17 protein-coding genes, 1 tRNA gene and 1 pseudogene are annotated in these 21,078 nt (G+C 42.3%); 14 read left to right on the top strand and 5 right to left on the bottom strand.

What is annotated here, in order from left to right; all coding sequences use genetic code 11:
* From A3762_RS16890 to A3762_RS16850, 9 genes are all read left to right on the top strand, one after another.
* Positions 1-397 (top strand): ATP-dependent Clp protease proteolytic subunit (locus A3762_RS16890; RefSeq protein WP_197469327.1); only part of this gene is annotated, 397 nt, incomplete at its 5' end.
* 84 nt (positions 398-481) lie between these two features.
* Positions 482-1,762 (top strand): ATP-dependent Clp protease ATP-binding subunit ClpX, encoded by a 1,281-nt coding sequence (clpX, locus tag A3762_RS16885; RefSeq protein ID WP_068756739.1) that lies wholly within the window; start codon positions 482-484, stop codon positions 1,760-1,762.
* Between the two features lie 149 nt (positions 1,763-1,911).
* Complete coding sequence (gene lon, locus A3762_RS16880; protein ID WP_068756735.1) at positions 1,912-4,332, top strand: endopeptidase La; 2,421 nt, start codon at positions 1,912-1,914, stop codon at positions 4,330-4,332.
* Between the two features lie 209 nt (positions 4,333-4,541).
* Positions 4,542-4,814, top strand: a complete 273-nt coding sequence (locus tag A3762_RS16875; RefSeq protein WP_068477044.1) for an HU family DNA-binding protein — start codon at positions 4,542-4,544, stop codon at positions 4,812-4,814.
* Positions 4,815-4,944: 130 nt separating this feature from the next.
* Positions 4,945-6,831 carry a SurA N-terminal domain-containing protein gene (locus A3762_RS16870; protein WP_068756733.1) on the top strand — a complete coding sequence of 629 codons (1,887 nt, stop codon included), beginning with the start codon at positions 4,945-4,947 and terminating at the stop codon, positions 6,829-6,831.
* A 173-nt stretch (positions 6,832-7,004) separates the two neighbouring features.
* Positions 7,005-7,826: a C39 family peptidase gene (locus tag A3762_RS16865; protein ID WP_068756731.1), complete on the top strand. Its 822-nt coding sequence runs from the start codon at positions 7,005-7,007 to the stop codon at positions 7,824-7,826.
* Between the two features lie 39 nt (positions 7,827-7,865).
* Positions 7,866-8,876, top strand: coding sequence for a transporter (locus tag A3762_RS16860; protein WP_156493538.1), 1,011 nt, complete (start codon positions 7,866-7,868; stop codon positions 8,874-8,876).
* A 19-nt stretch (positions 8,877-8,895) separates the two neighbouring features.
* Positions 8,896-10,566, top strand: a complete 1,671-nt coding sequence (locus A3762_RS16855; protein WP_197469326.1) for an OmpP1/FadL family transporter — start codon at positions 8,896-8,898, stop codon at positions 10,564-10,566.
* Positions 10,567-10,639: 73 nt separating this feature from the next.
* The gene (locus A3762_RS16850; RefSeq protein WP_197469325.1) at positions 10,640-11,863 is read left to right on the top strand and encodes a MalM family protein; all 1,224 of its coding nucleotides are present in this window, start codon (positions 10,640-10,642) and stop codon (positions 11,861-11,863) included.
* Between the two features lie 17 nt (positions 11,864-11,880).
* Here the strand turns inward: A3762_RS16850 and A3762_RS16845 are convergent, their stop codons facing one another.
* The 4 genes and pseudogenes from A3762_RS16845 to A3762_RS28880 form a co-directional block, all read right to left on the bottom strand.
* On the bottom strand, positions 11,881-12,669 hold the full coding sequence (locus A3762_RS16845) for an alpha/beta hydrolase (RefSeq protein WP_068756726.1): 789 nt from the start codon (positions 12,667-12,669) through the stop codon (positions 11,881-11,883).
* Between the two features lie 31 nt (positions 12,670-12,700).
* Positions 12,701-14,200, bottom strand: a complete 1,500-nt coding sequence (locus tag A3762_RS16840; RefSeq protein WP_068756724.1) for an NAD(P)/FAD-dependent oxidoreductase — start codon at positions 14,198-14,200, stop codon at positions 12,701-12,703.
* Between the two features lie 110 nt (positions 14,201-14,310).
* On the bottom strand, positions 14,311-14,577 hold the full coding sequence (locus A3762_RS28885) for a U32 family peptidase C-terminal domain-containing protein (protein WP_369820689.1): 267 nt from the start codon (positions 14,575-14,577) through the stop codon (positions 14,311-14,313).
* A gap of 72 nt (positions 14,578-14,649) precedes the next feature.
* A pseudogene (locus tag A3762_RS28880) lies at positions 14,650-15,423 on the bottom strand (U32 family peptidase); the annotation flags it as partial.
* Positions 15,424-15,904: 481 nt separating this feature from the next.
* Between A3762_RS28880 and A3762_RS16830 the strand changes: the two are divergent.
* Genes A3762_RS16830 through A3762_RS16810 form a run of 5 tightly spaced genes read left to right on the top strand, consistent with a single transcriptional unit; the run spans position 15,905 to position 20,827 of the window.
* Entirely contained in the window at positions 15,905-17,488 is a 1,584-nt protein-coding gene (locus tag A3762_RS16830) for a lipopolysaccharide assembly protein LapB (RefSeq protein ID WP_068756723.1), read from the top strand.
* Positions 17,485-18,162, top strand: coding sequence for a cytidylyltransferase domain-containing protein (locus A3762_RS16825; protein WP_068756720.1), 678 nt, complete (start codon positions 17,485-17,487; stop codon positions 18,160-18,162). The genes A3762_RS16830 and A3762_RS16825 overlap by 4 nt, the downstream gene beginning before the upstream one ends.
* Before the next feature lie 20 nt (positions 18,163-18,182).
* A complete protein-coding gene (gene aroB / locus A3762_RS16820; RefSeq protein WP_197469324.1) occupies positions 18,183-19,310 on the top strand; it encodes a 3-dehydroquinate synthase in 1,128 nt (375 codons plus the stop codon).
* Positions 19,311-19,331: 21 nt separating this feature from the next.
* Positions 19,332-20,084, top strand: coding sequence for an SDR family NAD(P)-dependent oxidoreductase (locus A3762_RS16815; RefSeq protein ID WP_068477025.1), 753 nt, complete (start codon positions 19,332-19,334; stop codon positions 20,082-20,084).
* 5 nt (positions 20,085-20,089) lie between these two features.
* Positions 20,090-20,827, top strand: coding sequence for a 3-deoxy-manno-octulosonate cytidylyltransferase (locus tag A3762_RS16810; protein ID WP_197469323.1), 738 nt, complete (start codon positions 20,090-20,092; stop codon positions 20,825-20,827).
* 61 nt (positions 20,828-20,888) lie between these two features.
* Here A3762_RS16810 and A3762_RS16805 read toward each other — a convergent pair.
* Positions 20,889-20,975 (bottom strand) — tRNA-Leu (locus tag A3762_RS16805).
* Positions 20,976-21,078: the final 103 nt, after the last annotated feature.

Raw genomic sequence — 21,078 nt, 5'->3', positions numbered from 1 at the left:
GTATATTAATTCACCGGGTGGGTCAGTTACTGCGGGGATGTCAATTTACGATACGATGCAGTTTATCAAGCCTGATGTTTCGACTTTATGTATTGGTCAAGCTTGTAGTATGGGGGCATTTTTATTAACGGGTGGTGCAAAAGGAAAGCGCCATTGTTTACCGAATTCAAGAATGATGATTCATCAGCCGCTTGGTGGATACCAAGGGCAGGCAACTGATATCGAAATACACACAAAAGAAATTTTGACGATTCGCGATAAGTTGAATCGTATTATGTCGCATCACACGGGGCAGGATCTTGAGACGATCGCGCGCGATACCGATCGTGATAATTTCATGGATGGCTCTGCGGCGGTCGATTATGGTTTAATTGATTCCGTGATCGAGAAGCGATAAGTATTAATATACCTGGCAGCGCTTGGTAGGCAGGGATGCTCGTTAACCAGTGTTGCGTGTAACAAATCAGGAATGGGAAAAAAAATGTCAGACGAAAAAAACGGTAAAGGCGAAGATAACGGTAAATTGCTTTACTGTTCGTTTTGCGGAAAAAGTCAGCACGAAGTAAGAAAGCTTATTGCGGGCCCGTCCGTCTTTATATGTGATGAGTGCGTAGACTTATGCAACGACATCATTCGTGAAGAAATTCAAGAGAGTACTGGGGAAGAGAGCAGCGATAGGCTTCCGGTTCCACAAGAAATCAAAACTACACTTGATGATTATGTTATTGGCCAAGACAGAGCCAAGGTTGTTCTGTCGGTTGCTGTATATAATCATTACAAACGATTGAAGTATGGTAGTGGCAAGTCTGATATAGAACTTGGCAAGAGTAATATTCTGCTCATTGGTCCTACAGGTAGTGGTAAAACTTTACTAGCTGAAACGCTTGCCCGTTTACTTAATGTTCCTTTTACAATCGCTGATGCTACGACTTTGACGGAAGCGGGTTATGTTGGTGAGGACGTTGAAAACATTATTCAAAAGCTTCTTCAGAAGTGTGATTACGATGTTGATAAGGCGCAGCGAGGCATCGTTTATATCGATGAGATCGATAAGATTTCGAGAAAGTCAGACAATCCATCCATTACTCGAGATGTGTCCGGCGAAGGTGTTCAGCAAGCTCTTTTGAAGTTGATCGAAGGTACTGTCGCTTCTGTGCCTCCGCAAGGTGGACGTAAGCACCCGCAGCAAGAGTTTTTACAGGTTGATACCTCTAATATTCTATTCATTTGTGGTGGTGCGTTTGCTGGTTTGGATAAGGTTATTCAGGATCGATCTGAGAAAAGTAGTATTGGTTTCAGTGCGACAGTTAAAAGCAAAGAAACGACAAAATCGGTTGGCGAGACTTTGTCTGATGTCCAGACAGAAGATCTAGTTCGATATGGTTTGATTCCCGAGTTTATTGGTCGCTTGCCAGTTGTGGCGACGCTCAACGAATTGGATGAAGATGCATTGATGCAAATTCTAACTGAACCAAAGAATTCGCTCACTAAGCAGTATCAGCAATTGTTTGAAATGGAAGGTGTCGAAGTTGATTTTCGTGAAGATGCGCTTAGAGCGGTCGCACGACAATCAATGGAGCGAAAAACGGGAGCTCGAGGATTGCGTTCAATATTAGAAAATGTATTGCTCGATACCATGTATCACATACCATCTGAAGATGGTATAAGCAAGATTGTGGTAGATGAGAGTGTGATAGAAGGCGAGACTGATCCTATTCGCATTTACGACAATAAAGATCAGGCGAAAGCAATGCCTGAATAATTCTGTCTTAGTATTTGATTAAAAAACCAGCCAATCGGCTGGTTTTTTCGTATTTAAAAATGATTTCTTTTTTTGTTGGACTAGCCTCCTTGTAAATATGCTGTTTGCCCATATCTACAAAATATTCACGCGAGTAGGAGATGCAATTAATGAGTGAGATAGAAAATAAGGTTGAAAATGAAGTGGTAGGTTTACCTATGTTGCCGCTTCGAGATGTAGTTGTATTTCCGTCTATGGTTGCGCCTTTGTTTGTGGGTAGAGAAAAATCTATTCAAGCATTGGAGGCCGCTATGGAAGCGGGTAAAAAACTCCTTCTTGTAACTCAAAAAGAAGCTAATCATGAGGATCCGGGCATCGATGAGTTGTATCGCGTTGGAACGCTCGCCACCATTTTGCAAATGCTCAAATTGCCGGATGGTACAGTAAAAGTTTTGGTTGAGGGTGAAAAGCGAGTTGTCGTTGATGCGATTAATGAAGAAGAGTTCGTCTCAGCGCAAATACATGACCTTGTTGAAAATATTCCTGAGGGTGTTGAGCTTCAAGCGCTGGCGAGTGCGTTGGTTAGTGAGTTTGAAAAATTCGCTAAGGTTAGTAAGAAGGTTCCGAATGAAGTCGTGAGCACATTGTCCTCGATTGAAGAGCCTTTGCGTTTGATTGATACGATTGCGACACATTTAGAGATGAAGATCTCAGATAAGCAGGAAGTATTGGAAGAGTCAGATGTTGTTCAGCGTGTTGAGTTTCTACTTGCTGTTATTGAAGGAGAGGTTGATCTTATTCAGGTAGAAAAACGCATTCGTGGACGCGTTAAAAAGCAAATGGAAAAGAGTCAGCGAGAGTACTACTTGAATGAGCAGATGAAAGCTATTCAAAAGGAAATGGGTACTCTTGGAGAAGGTGGCAACGAGTTTGAAGAATTAGAAAATAAAATTGCGACTGTTGGCTTAAGTGCAGACGCAAAAGAAAAAGCTGAGAGCGAGCTTAAGAAGCTAAAAATGATGTCGCCAATGTCATCAGAAGCATCGGTTGTTCGCGGCTATATTGATTGGCTTGTTGGTATGCCTTGGAAGAAGCGTAGTAAGGTAAGAAACGACCTAGCTAAAGCGAGAGAAATTCTTGATAGTGACCATTATGGGTTAGAGGAAGTAAAAGATCGTATTCTCGAATATTTGGCGGTTCAAGGGCGTGTTAAAAAATTAAAAGGCCCTGTGTTATGTCTTGTGGGTCCTCCAGGTGTAGGTAAAACTTCATTAGGTAAATCGATAGCAAAAGCCACAAATCGAAAGTTTACACGTGTTGCTTTGGGTGGTGTTCGTGATGAGGCAGAAATACGTGGTCACCGTCGTACCTATATTGGGTCAATGCCGGGTAAATTGGTCCAGAAAATGACCAAGATCGGTGTTAAGAATCCGATGTTCCTTTTGGATGAGATCGATAAAATGGGGATGGATCATCGTGGTGATCCAGCATCTGCCCTATTGGAGGTTTTAGATCCCGAGCAAAACTCAACGTTTAGCGATCATTACCTAGAAGTCGATTACGATTTGTCTGATGTGATGTTCGTTTGTACGTCCAACTCGATGAATATTCCGCCGGCATTGCTGGATAGAATGGAAGTAATTCGAATTCCTGGTTATACCGAGGATGAGAAGTTGAATATTTCCGAGCGTTATTTAATTCCTAAGCAAGTCAAGGATAATGGGCTTAAAGAGGGAGAGCTTATAATCGACGAGTCAGCAGTGCGCGATGTTGTTCGATACTATACGCGAGAGGCTGGAGTGCGTGGCTTAGAGCGTGAAATTGCAAAGCTGTGCAGGAAGGTTGTTAAGCAGATTGCCCTCAAAGAAGTAAACGGCCAGTTGCGTGTCGACGCAGATAATCTGTCTGACTTTTTAGGCGTAAGGAAGTTCAGTTACGGTAAAGCGGATGTCGAGGATCGTATCGGGCATGTAACCGGATTAGCTTGGACTCAGGTAGGCGGTGAGTTGCTCACAATAGAGTGCTCGAGTGTTGTCGGTAAGGGTAAAGTTGTTCGAACGGGTTCTCTTGGTGATGTAATGCTAGAGTCTATTCAGGCAGCTATGACGGTTGTTCGTAGCCGAGCCGATGCATTGGGTATTGATGCCAATTTCCATGAGACTAACGATGTGCATATTCATGTGCCAGAAGGTGCGACTCCAAAAGATGGGCCAAGTGCTGGTATTGCCATGTGCACAGCGATGGTATCTGCGTTTTCAGGAGTGCCTGTGAAGGCCGACGTCGCGATGACAGGAGAGATCACGCTTAGAGGTCAGGTTCTTGCGATTGGGGGCTTGAAAGAAAAGCTGCTAGCTGCGCATCGAGGTGGAATAAAAACCGTATTGATTCCGCATGAGAATGAGAAGGATCTCAAAGAGGTGCCTGAAAACATTAAAGAGTCTTTAGATATCATTCCAGTTAAATGGATTGATGAGGTGCTCGATATTGCTCTCGCATATGCGCCGGAAGGTCAAGCGGATTCCTCATCAAAAGGCCAAAAAGGGCAGAAAAACAAAACAAAAGGCTCAGATCGCAGAATAAATACGCATTAGCGTAAATGCTGCCTTGACAGTGGTTTTAGACAGTTGGTATAACTTGTTTCGTCGTCTGGCAGCAGTATTCTAGCGGGCTCTGAGACCACTCAATAGAATTTCTAAAAAGTTAGAACTCTATACTAAGAAGAATTAGATCGCGTCTTAATTAAATAAGAAATGCGTCCAACATCTAACAACGTAAACCAAATTAAACTAAGGGGTTTAGTGTGAACAAATCTGAACTTATCGATGCAATTGCAGATTCAGCAGACATTTCAAAAGCAGCAGCAGGACGTGCGGTAGACGCGTTCGTTGATTCAATCACTGGTGCTTTAAAAGGCGGCGATCAAGTAACGCTTATCGGTTTCGGAACTTTTTCTGTAAAAGATCGTGCAGCTCGTACTGGTCGTAACCCACAAACTGGTGCGGAAATCCAAATCGCAGCAGCAAAAATTCCAAGCTTCAAAGCTGGTAAGGCTCTTAAAGACGCTGTTAACTAAGCGTTTGCCTGAAAGTAGCCGAGAGGCTACTCGTCGAAAAGGCGTGTTCTTAGGAATGCGCCTTTTTTGTAAATATCGTCACTAATAAAGTGATAATCATAAAGTTTAAGTAGTTATTTCAGAGGGCATTATGCTTCAAGACGTTCGTCAAGGTATGCAAGGTACCACAGCGAAAGTAATCGTTTGGGCGATTGCTATTACATTTGCGCTGTTTGGCGCTGAATCCATTGTTGGTGGTATCAGTGGAGAGCCAGAGGTTGCAGAAGTGAATGGTGAGGGCATTCCAGAGTCGGCGTTTCAGATCGCAGTAGAGCGAAAAAAACGTCAGCTTTTGATGCAGATGGGCGACGCAGCTGATCCGGATTTGATTGATGATGGACTTCTCGGTCAGTCAGTGCTTGATGGAATGATTCAGGAAAAAATTCTCGAACAAGACGCTTCAGATAAAGGTTTATTCATATCTGTTCAGATGGTGGACGAGTACATTCGAAATATGAGTGAATTTCAAATTGACGGGCAGTTTAGTAATGAAAGAATGCAGTCAGTTTTAGGTTCAGCTGGATTTTCTTTAAATACGTTCAGAGAAAGCTTGGCTAAACAGTTTGTCTTAGATCAGAGTCGTTCAGCATTTTTGGGCTCTTCATTTGTATTAGACGCTGAAGAAGAATCTTTGTTGAAGCTTGATCGTCAGACGCGTGACTTTGGAATGGCGGTATTAGACTCCTCACAATTTTTAGATCAAGTGTCGGTGTCAGATTCGGATGTTGCTAGTTACTACGAAAGCAATCAGGAGTTGTTTAAGAAACCTGAGAGCGTAGATGTGTCTTATGTTGTATTGCGTCAATCTGAGCTAACAGATGTTGAAGTGACAAGCGAAGAGATCAAGGCTCGCTATGATCAAGAGATTCAAGATTTTGTGGGAGAAGAAGAGCGTAACGCTTCTCACATATTGATTGCGATTACCGAAGAGTTGGATGAGTCATCAGCACTAGCAAAAGCGCAGGAATTGAAAGCACGAATTGACGCGGGTGAAGATTTCGCAGAAATCGCGAAACAAGAATCTGCTGATGAGGGCTCTGCCGAAAATGGTGGTGAGTTGGGTTATTCTGCTAAAGGCGTATATGTTTCTGGATTTGAGGATGCTCTTTTCGCACTTGAGGAAGGTGCTGTTTCTGAGCCGGTTAAGACGGAATTTGGTTATCACGTTATCAAACTTCTTGATATTCAAGTTAACGAGCCTCCAGCACTTGCGGATCGCGCCTTAGTGATCGAGGAAGAAATTAAGCAAGAAAAACTATCTAATTTATATGTGGATTTGAGCCAGCAACTTGCTGACATTAGCTATTCTGCACCTGATCTAATTGATCCGTCTGAGGAGTTAGGGTTGGAGATTAATCAGTTGGCTGGTGTTTCTCGACTTACTCAAGATGCTGTGTTTTCTAATGTGAAAGTGCAAAGGGCTCTTTTTAATGAAGAAAATCTTTCGGGCGAAAATAATAGCGAACTGATTGAGCTTGAAGAGGGCGTAGCGGTCGTTTTTAAAGTGGAAGATTATCATCCGGAGTCAATCAAGCCTCTCGACCAAGTGCGTGATCAGGTTGTATCTCAGTTAGAGTCTGAGAAGTCCAGAGACTATGCGGCATCTATTGGAAAGGCATTTGTCGATCGCGTTGAAGCTGGCGAAAAGGCAGAAGCGGTAGCTGCTGATATGGAGCTTGACTGGCAGTTAAAGACCGATGTGCGTCGTGACAACGCGTTTGTTGATGCAAGCTTGTTGTTCAAGGTGTTTGCAATGCAAAAACCGGATGATGGTGAAAGTACTGTAGCTGGCTTTGATTTAAACTCTGGAGAGTTTGCGTTGGTGGCTTTGACTTCTGCTAACGAGGGTGATCTCTCGGATATCACAATTATCGAGAAGCAGGGTATTAAGGGCTCTCTTGGGGCGAGTTATGGCGGTACCGATTACGCTGCATACATGATGAGTGTCGAGTCTTCAGCTGAAGTTGAGAAACTGTAGTCAACTTGGTTAATTTAGACGGGAGCAAATGCTCCCGTTTTTTGTTTGCCCATATAGATTGAGTACTGGTTATCTTTAAAATAAAGTGAATTGCGGTATCGTGCGATTCCAAAATAACACTAAGTTTTATTTGGGTTTTTCGTTGGTTTGGCGAAGCCCTATCGGAAGCATCAATGGTTTTAGTTACGACTGCGTCAGTATTGTTTCTAAACTTGCTATTAGGCTTTAAGGAAGTAGAGCCTCACGAGCAGGGATTAGTGTATTACGGGTTTGATAATTCTAATGACAAACCAGAAAAGTTCTTTTTTGAAGAAGTTGAACCATATTCTGAAATTAAGTTTCGAAATATTGTTCGACAAGCATACGACTACAGCTGTGGTTCGGCCGCATTAACCACAATTCTACAACATTATCTCGGGCGTAATTTCCAAGAACGTCAGGTGATGGAAGGACTGCTTCACTACGGGGAGAATGAAAGAATCGTAGAGCGTCGTGGTTTTTCGATGCTTGATATGAAGCGACTTGTTACAGCATTGGGATTTCCTGCAGGTGGCTTTCGGGCTGAAATGCAAGACTTAATTGATTTGGATCATCCGGCAATTGTTCCTATTCAATACTCCGGATTTAAGCATTTCGTGGTGGTTAAAACAGTTAAGGATGATCGTGTGTTTATCGCTGATCCATCTAAAGGGAACTTAACTTTCACGATTGATCGATTTAAAGAAGCTTGGGATCAAAACGTATTGTTTGTTGTGTTTCCAGGTGACACTAAGCCAGTTGATGGATTGGAATTGAGAGAAGAAGATTTACGGTTTATTGATGAGCAAACTCTATCTTTGCAAGCGTTCCAAGAATATCCGGATTATTTCGATATGCGCCAGTGGAGAGTGCAGAACGAAATTGAACGTTTAAAGAATAACTCTCCAGAAGATATTGCGAATGGAGCGCCTATAGTCGAGAACACGACTAAGACGCTGCATTACCGTAGAAATTAATATAAAGCGAACGAAGCGAGTATTAACAAGGATTTTCTCATGGCTGTATGGTTACGGCTGATAGCGGCTTCTGTGTTTCTAGCAGGAGTTAGCCTAGATGTTTTGGCAGAAGAAAAGTCATCTACTGATAGAGCGCGTGAAGCACTCGCGCAACAAGGTGACGATGAGAGCGAAACCGCTCAACTTGAAGAGGTGTTTCAGGCAGCAGAGAAGCGCTATTCGATGCTTAAATCTGGCGGAAAATCGCTCTCTTATTCATTTAGTTACTCATATACGTCTGATTCGAGAATTGACCTAGAGGTTGTCAATAACGTAATTCGTAACTTAGATGTTAACCCCACCGCCACGCATAGTATGACGAATAGTTTTAGCTTTGCTTATGGTATTTTAAACAACGTTACGATCAGCACCAATATCCCTTTGTCTACTCGTTATGACACCACTCGAGAGCTGTCAGTTACTGACTTTGGTGATATTAGTTTGGGATTACGTTGGCAGCCTTTTGCTTATGTCCCAGGAAGGCCGACTATAACAGTAAATTCTTCCCTGAGTACCAAAACGGGTGTTAGCCCATATGAGATAAACCCTCAGCGCAGACTGTCCACTGGTAGTGGTACATATAGTTTCAGTACTGGCGTTAATGCATCAAAAGTATTGGATCCGGTAGTGGTATTTGGCTCTGTAAATGCGGGTTATTCATTTGAGCAAAATGGTTTGAACCAAGTTCGAGGTGGACGAGTGCTCAAAGCGGTCCATAACGGACAAAGTTTTTCATTCTCTGGTGGGTTTTCTTACTCGTTGTCTTATGACACCTCATTAAGTATCTCTACTAACGTAAGCTACAACACTGCAACGAATTTGTATTTTACCGACGGAACAAATGCTGAAACACAAGACTCAGCCAGTGGTTCGATGAATATGTCGTTAGGTATTCGTGTTGATCCGACCACAATTATCAATACAAGTTTTGGTTTTGGTCTGACGGAAGATGCGTCTGATTTTAATTTAGGATTCTCTTTGCCGATTAACATCGGTGCGTGGACTTGGTAAGTTCACAATCGGAGCGAATGTGAGAGAGTTTACAAAACCAATCCAGCGAGCGTTTGTTGCGCTGACAACGGTCATGCTCGTTTTTCCACCTCAATTGCTAGCGCAGGTTGGTAATGGCATTACTATAGATAGTCGTGCTATGTCTTTGGGTAATGCGGTCGTGGCAGATCGTGATCCCAGTATTGCAGCGGTGTACCACAATCCTGCAGGTCTGACTAACTTGAAAGACCGTCAGTTCGAAGTTGATCAATATATTATCGGTCTTGATTTAGATGCTGCTTACATTGCTGGAGATGATTACGAAATCTTTGGTCTAGAGGGGACCGGTTTTAACACTTATGACCCATCCGTTCCTAGGGATCCAGTCGTTGGCGGTGATGGCTACGGAGAAAGCCATACAAGTAAACCAGCGATTTACATTCCAGGATTTGGCCTTCAGCAATGGGTATGGAGTGGTCCCGCACCTTTGCCGTTCCAGTTTGGTTTTTCTGTCAATGAGCCAGGATCAAAATTTACATTCGCTGCAAAAAACTACATGCACTCTCCGTTGGGACTTTTTAAAGACGCTGAAGACCCAGGGACATTCTTAGGTAAAGAGGCTGCTATTCAGAGGTATACTTTTTTCTCTCCAGCTGTTGGCTATGAAATTAGTGACGAATGGTCGGTAGGCGCAGGCATACAACTCTCGCATCAAGGTTTTGCTATCGCGCAGAATAACCGTGCGCCAAACTTCTTGATCGCAGTAACCGAGATCTTACAGGATGCGTTCGCATGTGAGTTCGACAAACCTATTGGTAAGCGTCGGGATCCATTGCAGCCATTCTTATCCTTGTGTCAGGGGAATATTGGACCTTGGGATAGCGTAGGACGCATAGATATCGATATGCAGCAGTCATTGTCGCCTACTTATAATCTAGGTGTTCTCTGGGAGCCTACTGATTGGTTCTCTTGGGGAGCTTCTTATATGACGGGTGCCGAGATGGAGTTGCGCGGCACTTTCCTTATGGATTATACCGATGAATGGACTGCGTTCTGGCAGGGCTTCAACGGCTCGATTATTGGAGCGATAACCGCTGCGATACTTGGCTTGCCTAGAGGGGTGCCATTCGAGGCTGGTAATATCTATATGGACTATGAAATACCGCAAACATTCAAGAGTGGTATTAGTATGCGGGTTCATCCTGAATGGACCGTTAATCTTGACGCGACTTGGACAGACTGGAGTGTTTGGGATGAATGGACATTTCATTTTGATCGCCCCTTAGAGTTACTGACTACTGCCCGTCTTTTATCTGGTTTGGTGACCGAAGATTCGTTAACTCTGCCATTAGGTCTTGAAGATACTTGGCACTATGGCATTGGGATTACCCAGCATGTGAACTCGCGTTTAGACATCCGTTATGGACTGGAGCTTAGAGACTCGCCTGTCGGTAAGGATGTTTTTGGGCCTGTGCCAGTCGGTGATATGAAACACTGGGGCATAGGCTTTGGTTATAAATGGGACAAGCAAACTAAAGTTGGGGCGAGCATGTTTTACATGCAGTCGGTCGATTACATTCCCAACAATACGAGTTGTAACCTAAACTGTACTAACTTCACTAACGTGGTGTACAACCCTTATGCGGGGCTAGATGTTAAATTCTCGTCTAGAATCTACGGTATCGGGCTACAGTTCAAAAGACAGTTCTAATATGCTGCTTAGAATCTCTTTCATAATTCTTCTGTTACACGCGTCAAGCTTAGTGCATGCTAAGCGTTATGTTGTGTCTGACGATGCTTTTGGAAGCACGAGTGCAACGCCTCTTTCCGAGTTGAGTGAATCTGAAAAGTCTCGTCTTGAAGAAAGGGAATCTTCAGCGGTATCAGAGCCTGATAGTCCTACTGAAAGCTCTGCTAGGGTGAGTGACAGCTTAGCTCAAGATCCTATATCGGAGTCAGAAGCTTTGTCAGATGACCAATCACAACAAAGTGTAAGCCAACCCTCAATCATTGAACCGAATAGCTATTCAAGCGATTCTTCTGTTCCCTCAAATGTGCCTGATGCTAATTCTGTTGCAGAACAAGAAGCTGAAAATCCTTTTGAAAGAGAGTTGAGGTTGTCTCAGGAGAATGAGACAGATGAGGTCATTCGGCGCTTAAGAGCGAATGAGGGACGAAATGCGTATGATGCAACGAAAGTCAATCCTGCTGAGTTTGTAGACAGTGAAGATCTTCTTCAAGGCAATGTAGATAGCGATGGCGATCGTCCATTCTTTGTTACGTTTGATGGTACTGGTGAGTCGAGTGTTATTTTTTACAGCCCGCAGGTGATTAAGGAAGAAATAGAAAGACGTAAAACCAATGAAAGTGTCAGCAAAGCAACTGTTCATTCGGTAGAGGATGTTAATCAGTCTATTTCACTTCCTGACAATGCCGATCCAAACGTTGCTAGAATTTTGTCCTTAGGCGAGGCTGATAGCTACTTCGAGCGTTTTAATACGCGTTGTTGTAACAAAATTCCGAATGTTGGTGTGTTACAGCTAAGGTCTGACAAGAGCTTACATGTCCCTATTGGCCAAGACGACTTCTCTTATCGATTCATTGATGGCGATAGTCGCTATCGTTTGGTCCGTGTGCCGAATTTAAAGAAAGACTATTTACTCACTGTAAAAACCTTTGTGAAGGGATATAAACAGTATGGGATAAAGCATGGAGCTTTTATTCCTCAGATTGTGATGCTCGATCGAGATAAAAATGTAACACGTGTGATAAGTGATATTTCTGCTACTTCGCATGCTGAAACGTGGTCTAGCTATGGCTATCTAAAATCTGTTATCGAAGTAAAACAGACGGATGTCGATGCAGAAACCATGCTGTTGGTCTATACGAGAGCCAAAGATCTGCGAACAGTATCAGTGGTTGAAGATAGCTCGGGGTCTTGGGAAGTAAAACATATGGAAATTGGCTCTCTAGAGCTAGAGATTCCCCTAAATCAGATTTACCCTTAGAAAATCAAGCGGCGTGTTTAACAACGTTGTTGTCCTAACCAATTAAATATATGAGCCTGGACTAGAGGAAGATTGGTACCACCGATCGTCCAATGGCAAACTCCCTCCATCAGTTGAAGTGTTGCCTTGTTTTGAAATAGAGATTTAATCTTTAGTTGCAGTGCTGGCGGGGTAATTCGATCTTCTTTTCCGGATAAAATAAGAATCGGGCAATCTATTTTTGTCGGGTCTACTTTCGTCGGTGGGTTAGAAAGAACAAACCACATACCAATCTCTGTAGACGCTTGTCCGGACTCCAGTGTCGATAGTGTAAAAATATCTTCTTGAGTTCTTTCTGTTTGGGTATTGGCAATGCCGTATTGCACATTACGAAGCGTCAGTTCGGTTGTTTTTTTCCATAGCGGAAATTTGAATAAATTGTGACCAAATGAACGGATAACAGATAAGCTCCATCCATTAATACCCGCTGGCGCTGCACTCGATAGTAAGACTAAGCGATGAATTTTTTTCTCTTGGGCAACAAGTTGTGCAATGAGTCCGCCCATAGAGTGGCCAACAAGAATTGGTACTTCATCAAGCTCGTCAATATAACTTGTTACGAACTCAACATAATCTCTGATGCTTGTAGTCGCTAATTGCGCTTTCGTTGTTGATGTATGGCTATCCTTAGGGATGTGAAAAGGCAGATCAGGCGTGTGGGTCTCATACCCTTCAGACTCAAAGGTTCGCTTTAATTCAGATAGGGTATCACCCGTACTCCACATACCATGAATGATAACCACGGGAGGGAAACTCATATCGTACATAAAGCGACCTCTGTCTTAGTCATTTTAATTATTAAGCGGCTTTATTCTTAATCGAAGACTCAACGGAAGCATTATTCTTGCTCTCGAATTTCATAAACTCATCCGCTACTGGATGATTCAACAATATTTTTTTGTCTTTCGCGTAATTCATTTCTAAGCGCCATGGGCCTGCTTTACCTTGACGTGGCAACATATGCTTAGCACGTTGAGCATAGCCAGGTTCAAAGCCGTCTAAAATTCCTTCCGAAGCTTTGTTGTCTCCGTTATCTGTCGGAGTGGCTACTACATGACCTTGACTATCCATGTGTTTTATTAGCCTGCAAATATAACGGGACGCAATGTCACATTTAAGTGTCCAAGGTGCATTTGTGTATCCAAACACCCAAGAAAAATTTGGTATACCTTCTATCATAACGCTCTTGTACGTCATTTTTTCAGATAATGGGCTCGCTTCTGCATTAATCGTCAGATTTAAACCTCCCATCATTTGAAGGTTAAGCCCCGTCGCCGTTACGATGATATCGGCTTCCAATTTTTCTCCAGATTTCAAAATTATGCCGTTTTCACTAAATCGATCTATTTCATCCGTCACAACACTCGCTTTTTTGTCTCTTATTTTTGCGAAGAAGTCACCATCAGGTGCTGCACATAGACGTTCTTCCCATGGGTTGTAGCGAGGCGAATAATGTTTCGTATCGACATTTTCTCCGAGCTCTTTTTTGACATTTTTCATTAGGAGCTTTCGCATAAAATTCGGCCATTTCATACTGACAGCGTACAGTGCTCTTTGAATCAAGATGTTTCGCTTACGAGTGATCAAATATGCCCAAGAGTCAGGCATAATTTTGATCATAAAGCGCGCGATTTTGTCTGTGTCAGGTAATGACATAATGTAGGTAGGAGAGCGTTGGAGCATCGTAACGTGCGCTGCTGTATCGGCCATGGATGGAACGATTGTGATCGCAGTTGCTCCACTACCAATGACAACTACTTTCTTACCGCTGTAGTCATAGTTCTCAGGCCAGTGTTGAGGATGAAGAACTTCGCCTTTGAATCTATCTTCGTCTAAGAACTTGGGTTTATAACCTTGATCATAGTCGTAATATCCCGTGCAATTTAAAAGGAATTGGCACGTGAAGTTCTCCGTTTTTTGAGTTTGCTCATTTAGAGCAGAGAGTTCCCATTTTTGAAGTGTTGAAGACCAGTTGGCACTGATTATCTTGAGGCCGAACTTTACCTTCTCGGTGATGCCGAATTCTTGCGCTGTATCGTTTACATAGTTTCTTATGTCTGGACCTTTAGCTAACACAGTGTCAGAGAACCAGGGTTTGAATTGGTAGCCAAAACTAGTCATGTCTGAATCTGATCGAATGCCAGGGTATTTAAATAAGTCCCAAGTTCCGCCCATTGTTTGTCTTCGTTCAATGATTGCTAAAGACTTATCAGGACATTCTCTCGATATGTGGCAGGCGCTGCCAATTCCTGATAGTCCAGCGCCAATAATAATCACATCGAAATGTTGTTCTGTCATTTTTCTTATCCTGTTTAATCAAGTAACCACGAACGACTAGTATGCTTGAGAACACAGAGCCTGGCTTTGTTATTGCCAAGATAAGAATTGATATTTTTGTACGGCGCAGTTTATGTGACGTTTTTGGCTAACAAACCTTTCAGCAGTGCGGTCTCTGAAATGTGACTTACCTCGTTAAATGGCAAACTGACTTTGTATCCTGAACCAAGTGCTTCCTCACAATGGTTGCCATTTTTACTCAGTTGCATGTCATTGGCGGAAATTTCAATGTTTCCTTCTGGTGTAAGCAAGGTAAGTTTGTCGTTAATTCCGAACTTATTTTGTGCAATAAAATGGATGCGGCTCTGCTCTTTGTCGATACTCACTAAATCAGCCACAAATAATTGTTTCTCGGACCGAGAATTACCTGTTTCATAATTCTGGTATTCATCGGGCAAGTGACGTCGGTAAAAGCCTTCTGTGTATTTACGATTCGCCATGCCTTCAAGCTCGTTCATTAACCCCATGTTGAACTCTTTACCGGTGAGCGCATTGTTAATGGCTTGTCGGTATACTTGAGCTGTTCTTGCCGCGTAATAATAAGATTTCGTTCGACCTTTTATCTTCAAAGAATCTGCGCCGATATCTATCAAACGTTTCACATGTTGAACTGCTCGAAGATCTTTCGAGTTCATGATGTAAGTGCCATGCTCATCTTCATAGGCAGGCCTATATTCACTAGGTCTGCCTTGTTCTTGAAGCAGGTAGATTGGCGAAGAGTTTATCCTAGCCGTATCCCCAATATCACTGGGGTCAAAGGTTTGTATTCCGGGAGCTTTAGCGATGATGTCGCCTTCAATTGTTTCTTTCGCTTCATGCGCTTGGTATTTCCAGCGGCAACTGTTAGTACAGGCTCCTTGATTTGAGTCTCGATGGGTCGTGTAGCCTGATAGTAAGCAACGATCTGAATAGGCAATATATAACGCGCCATGAACGAAAACTTCCAACTCCATGTCGGGACAACGCTACTTAATTTCTTCTACTTCGTCGAGAGATAGTCCTCTAGATAGGATGACGCGGGTAAGTCCTTGTTTCTGCCAAAACTTTACGGTGGCCCAATTAACAGCATTAGCTTGCACAGACAAATGAATAGGCATATCGGGCCACTTCTCACGAACCATCGTGATGAGGCCGGGATCGGACATGATAATTGCATCGGGCTTCATGGCGATGACTTCTTCCATGTCACGCAGATACGTATTCACCTTGTTGTTGTGTGGACTGAGATTGCTAGCGATGAAAAACTGTTTGCCAAGTGAGTGCGCAATTTGCACCCCTTTCGCGAGATTTTCTATTTTGTTGAACTCATTTTCTCGCACGCGTAGAGAATACCGAGGCTGACCTGTATAAACGGCATCGGCGCCATAGGCAAATGCATACTCCATATTTTGAATAGAGCCTGCAGGGGAGAGTAATTCGATTGATTTCATTTGTGAGTCGCTAGTCTGTGACATAAAAATGCTCGCGATTTTAGAGGCTTATGTGCCGATACAAACTGATGTGGATCAAGACTAGTAAAGAGAGGGGGGAGTCGCGTTAAGTTTTATAGTGATTTGTCGTAAAAAGTGAAAATTATTTATGAATCAATTACAAACCTGAACGATCTCATATTTAGATGCCCGCTTATTCAATATACTCGGCAAGTTTTTATGTTTTAGGTGTTTCATGACTATTAACCCAAATAATGTATTTGCCGAGGCGCTAACAAATTATCAGCGGGGTCAGTATCAAAAAACTGCACAGCTTCTTAATACTCTGCTGCAAGCGAATATAGCCTCACCCGATATTTTTAATTTAATGGCTTCTGCGTTGTTTCGATTGGGTGATCGCGACAACGCCAAAAAGTTATATTTAGCATCATTGAAAATGAAGCCTGATTATGCCCAAACGCATGTCCACGCAGCAGGCTTTTACCGACAGATCAGCGAGTTAGATCTCGCGACTCAGCATTACGTCAAGGCATTTGAACTTGACCAAAATGATCGTGAGTCGTTAATGAATGCTGCGCTTGTTCTTCAACAGTTGGAACGTTGGGAAGCATCTGAGGAGGTCATTGAGCGTTATATTGATGCGTTCGGTGTTGGTTATGAAGTACTTATCAGAAAGTCTGTCTGTCGCTACAGTTTATATGATTACGATGAAGCCGAAGCGTTGATTGAAAAAGCCGAACTGATTAATCCAGATCAGGTTATGACGCAATATTACAGAGCTCAGGTTTACGACAAAACAAATAGAAAGGTCGAGGCTGACAGACTGTTTAGTAATTTAATAGCGCAAGGGCATGAACCTTCAAAATTTTCACTTTCGTTGTTGTGTTTCAGCATTGGAGATTGGGATCGTGCATTTGAATTATATGAAAATCGTCCCGTTGCTTTGTGGCTGAAGCAGTATTGTGAGTCTAACGGTGCGTGTTATTGGGATGGAGCTTCTGATCTAAAGAATAAGCATGTATTGGTTTATGCAGAGCAAGGATTAGGTGATCAGATTCGTTATGCGTATTTCATAAAACGATTGGTGGCGGAGGCTAAGAAGGTCTCAATTATTTATGATGCGAGGCTTTACCCAGTTATTCAGCACATGTACCCAGATGTTGAGTGTTTGGCGACTGAATCGTTAACTCCGGAAATTTTGCATGATGTATCGCCTGAATTTTGTCTTTGCGTTGGTAGTTTAGGCTTGCGATATAGTGATGGCTTATATGACTCGAAACTTCTCGAAGACGGCTTTTTTTCTTATGAGGGTGATCAGTCTGATCTTCCTGTAAAAGACAGTTCAAAACCAATCATAGGGTTATGTTGGCGAAGCATCAAAATTCTGAAAGAGAGAAACGAGTGGTATTGCACTGCGCAGGAATTTGCGCAGATGTTATCAGGTATTGAAGCGACATTTATCAGTCTTCAGTATGGGCTCAGCGATGAAGAACGTGAGGCTTTTAGATCTGAAGGGCTAGAGTTAATAGAGCTCTATGGCATTGACTTGAAAGATGATCAGGCATCACTAGCTCATATCATCTCTCAATTAGATTCGGTGGTGTCTGTTTCCACAGCGATGAGCGAGCTTGCAGGAGCTTGCGGAGTTCCTGTGCTCACATTGGCGATCGAAAACATTCGTTGGTTTATGGCTGAAAAACATGTGTCAGGCTTTTATCCTAAATCGCGTATGTACTACAAGAAAATGTTTGGAACTTGGGATGAGGCTCTTTCTCGTTTACGTTCTGATCTAATTGCTGAGGATTGCGAACGCTTATGAAGGTTGTTGCTTTTATCCCTTTTTGGATGGGGTATCACTCTCAAACCGGTGCACCGATTAATCGTGCTACCAAAAAGTTAGGCGGGCTACCGCTTATTAATTATAGCCTTAATGTTCTTGCGAGCAGCGAGCTAATAGCTGAGAGTGTTATTTTTTCGTCAAGTAATGAGATTGAAGAATACATAGAAGGGCCTTCATATTCGATCATTAAGCGACCTAAATTTTTAGATGATAATGGTATCTCGATTGAACAAATTATCGAGGAGTTTCTCAAGCTTTCAGATGCTGATGTATTTGTTCTAATGCACCCGAATAGCCCATTTATTCAGCTTGAATCGATTGAAACATGCATTCAAGAGGTTGTTGAGGGCAGGGCTGATTCAGCATTTACTGCACACACATTTAAGAAGTTTTGTTGGCACAAGGGCCGTCCACTTAACTATTCATTGGATTTACCAACACCTCAATTAAAAGACATAGAGCCAGTTATTCTTGAGCAGTCTTCGCTCTATGTCTTTACGCGGTCAATATTTGAAAAAGAACGAAAGCGGGTTGGCGGCAAAGCATATATTCATAATGTTAATCACTTTGAAGGTCATGATCTGATTGAAGATGAAGATTTTGAAATTGCTGAACTGATTGTTAACTCTGGCATGTTTTCAAACCTATCTTGATGTCAAAGGCTGATCCATACATGAGTATTATAAAAACTCTCAACGTTGAATTTGATGGACAAAGCTACCCGATCAATATCGGACGAGGTTTGCTTGAATTATTTCCAGAGCTCTTAGCTGAAAAAACTAACAACAAACAGGTGTTAATCGTTGCAGACTCATTTTTCAAAGACTCGGCTGTAAGTCGCCTTTCAAAAAACTTGGAGTCACATGGGTTCGTTGTTTTTCATTATTTTATGGATGCTGGTAAAGGTAATAAAAGTATCAATGAGGTAATGAAGATTTATGGAATCATGGAAGAAAATAACTTCCCACGTGATGCTACATTGGTAGCCTTGGGTGGCGGTGTAATTGGAGATTTAGCAGGTTTTGTAGCAAGTACTTGGCTTAGAGGAATGAATCTGGTTCATATACCTACATCTCTCATGGCAATGGTTGATAGCAGCGTTGGCGGTAAAGTTGCGATCAACTTTCGAAGAACAATCAATGCCATCGGTAACTATTATCACCCATTGATGAATCTCATTGACCTTGATTTTGTAGACACCCTGCCTAAGCGTGATTACCTCTCTGGTATTGCAGAAGTGATTAAATGCGGATTGATTGCTGATAAACATTTTTGTGACTTTCTCGTTTCAAATCATGCGCAGATCTACAATCGCGAGCAGTCTTATGTTGTTGAATTTATCTCTAGAACACTAGAAATAAAAATTGCCCATGTTAAAGGTGATACCCGAGAGGGTGGCCGAAGATTGCTTTTAAACTATGGTCACACGCTTGGGCATTCTATTGAGATCTCGACAGAACGTCATGCTAAAGAACTATATCGACACGGAGAAGGTGTCGCGATAGGTATCATGGCTGTGGCTTATATAGCGGAGAGATATTTAGATTTAGATCAAGGTATTTATCGGCAGATTGCTCATTTGCTTGAACTATATGAATTGCCAACATATGTGGATTCTGCAGCGTATGACTTTGATAGAGACGCGTTGAGAGCGTTATGCAAAAAGAACGTGCACAAAGACAAGAAACGAAAAGACAATGCCTTGAGGCTAATCTTAGTTAATAGCTTTGGTAAGGCTGAGGTATATAGTGATGTGCCAACTAGCTATATTGATGAAGCTTTTGATCATGTCATTAGATAAAAGTTTTTAAAGGAACAGGTTTTGGATGATTTAAAGGGTAAAGTGGTTGTTGTTTCTGGTGCTGGTAAAGGTATCGGTTTTGAGACAGTACTTCGTTTTCTTGAATTAGGTTGTAAGGTCGCAGCGATTACGCGTACTGAAGCAGACCTTTTAAATCTCAGCGCTTCAGCTGGCGAGAACTCAAAGCATTTATTTACGTTTTACGGTGATGTTTCAAGTGTTGATGAAGTGAATGCTTTCGCTGATGCAGTGTTCGAAAAGTATGGTCAAATAGATGTTCTAATAAATAACGCTGGAATGCGATTTAGAAAGCCATTTATTGAGATTGCATACGATGAATGGCGTAATGTCATGGATGTAAATCTTGGTAGTACGTTTTTAATGTGTCAGGCCTTTGGCAAGCATATGTTGAAGCAGAGATCAGGGAGAATCATCAATATGGCCTCCATTGTTGGTACGCTTGGTTTACCTGAATTAAGTGGATACGCAGCATCCAAGGGTGGAATTATTAGTTTGACGAAATCCTTGGCGCTTGAGTGGGCTGAATTTGGAATTAATGTAAATGTTGTTGCTCCTGGCTTCTGCGAAACGTCTTATACCGATAATTTCAAGAAGAAGACTGATCTATATCAATTTACATTAGATCGAACACCTAAAGGTCGCTGGGGACAATCTAAAGACATCGCAAATGCATGTGTCTATCTGGCTTCGTCTCTTTCCGATTATGTAACGGGTGAGGTATTGAATGTTGATGGCGGATGGAGTGCTTGGTAAAAATTATGCGTATATTAGGTGTTCTTCCGGCTCGCTATAAATCAACAAGGTTTGAGGGTAAGCCCCTAGTAAGTATCGCTGGTGTACCGATGATTAAACGGACCTGTCAGCGGGCTATGCTCTCGGATAGTTTGGATGAGGTTGTTGTTGCGACTGAAGATGAGCGTATTGAACAATACTGCCGATCTGAAAATATTCCTGTTGTGATGACTAGTGATTCTTGCCTTACAGGCACTGATCGCATAGCTGAAGTAGCCGAAATGCTTGATTATGATTTTTACATCAACATTCAAGGTGATGAGCCTGTTATAGATCCAGTTGTGGTTGATCAGTTGGTCGAGCAATACAAAAAACATGGCGATTCATATATTGCATATAACCTTTACAAGATCATTTCTGATCAAAAAGAAATACAAAGCAATACGATAGTAAAAGTAGTTNTTAATGCTTTAGACGAATTGATGTATATGTCGAGACTTCCTGTGCCATTTTCTAATGTGAAAGGTGTAGAGTCTGTTTATCGTCAACAAATTCCTGTGTATGGTTTTACCAAGCAAGCGTTAAAGGTTTTTGCAGAGCAGGGTTGCTTAGGAAAAACAATTAATGAGCAATTTGAGGACGTGGAATTACTAAGGTTCGTCGATCTTGGTTATAAGCTTAAAATGACAGAGACTACTGCTGATTCAATTGCTGTCGACGTGCCAGACGACATAAAGAAAGTGGAGCGATTTTTAAGTCAATAGACTTAGGTGTTAGAAATAAAAAAGCCCGATTGGCATATGCTAATCGGGCTTTTTTATAACTTGGTACCAGTGGGCGGACTCGAACCGCCACGCCCGTGAAGGCATCGGATTTTGAATCCGACATGTCTACCAATTTCATCACACTGGCGAAGTAGGGCGCATTATACGCATTCGCTTTTTAGGGTCAATATGTTTGCTGCGATTTGCAGCAAATAATTATCATTGGAATATTTGTTATCTATAAAAAAAGA

The sequence above is a fragment of the Oleiphilus sp. HI0125 genome (assembly GCF_001635355.1).
Note: the sequence above shows the minus strand (reverse complement) of the source record. Positions and strands in the feature narration are given on the sequence as shown.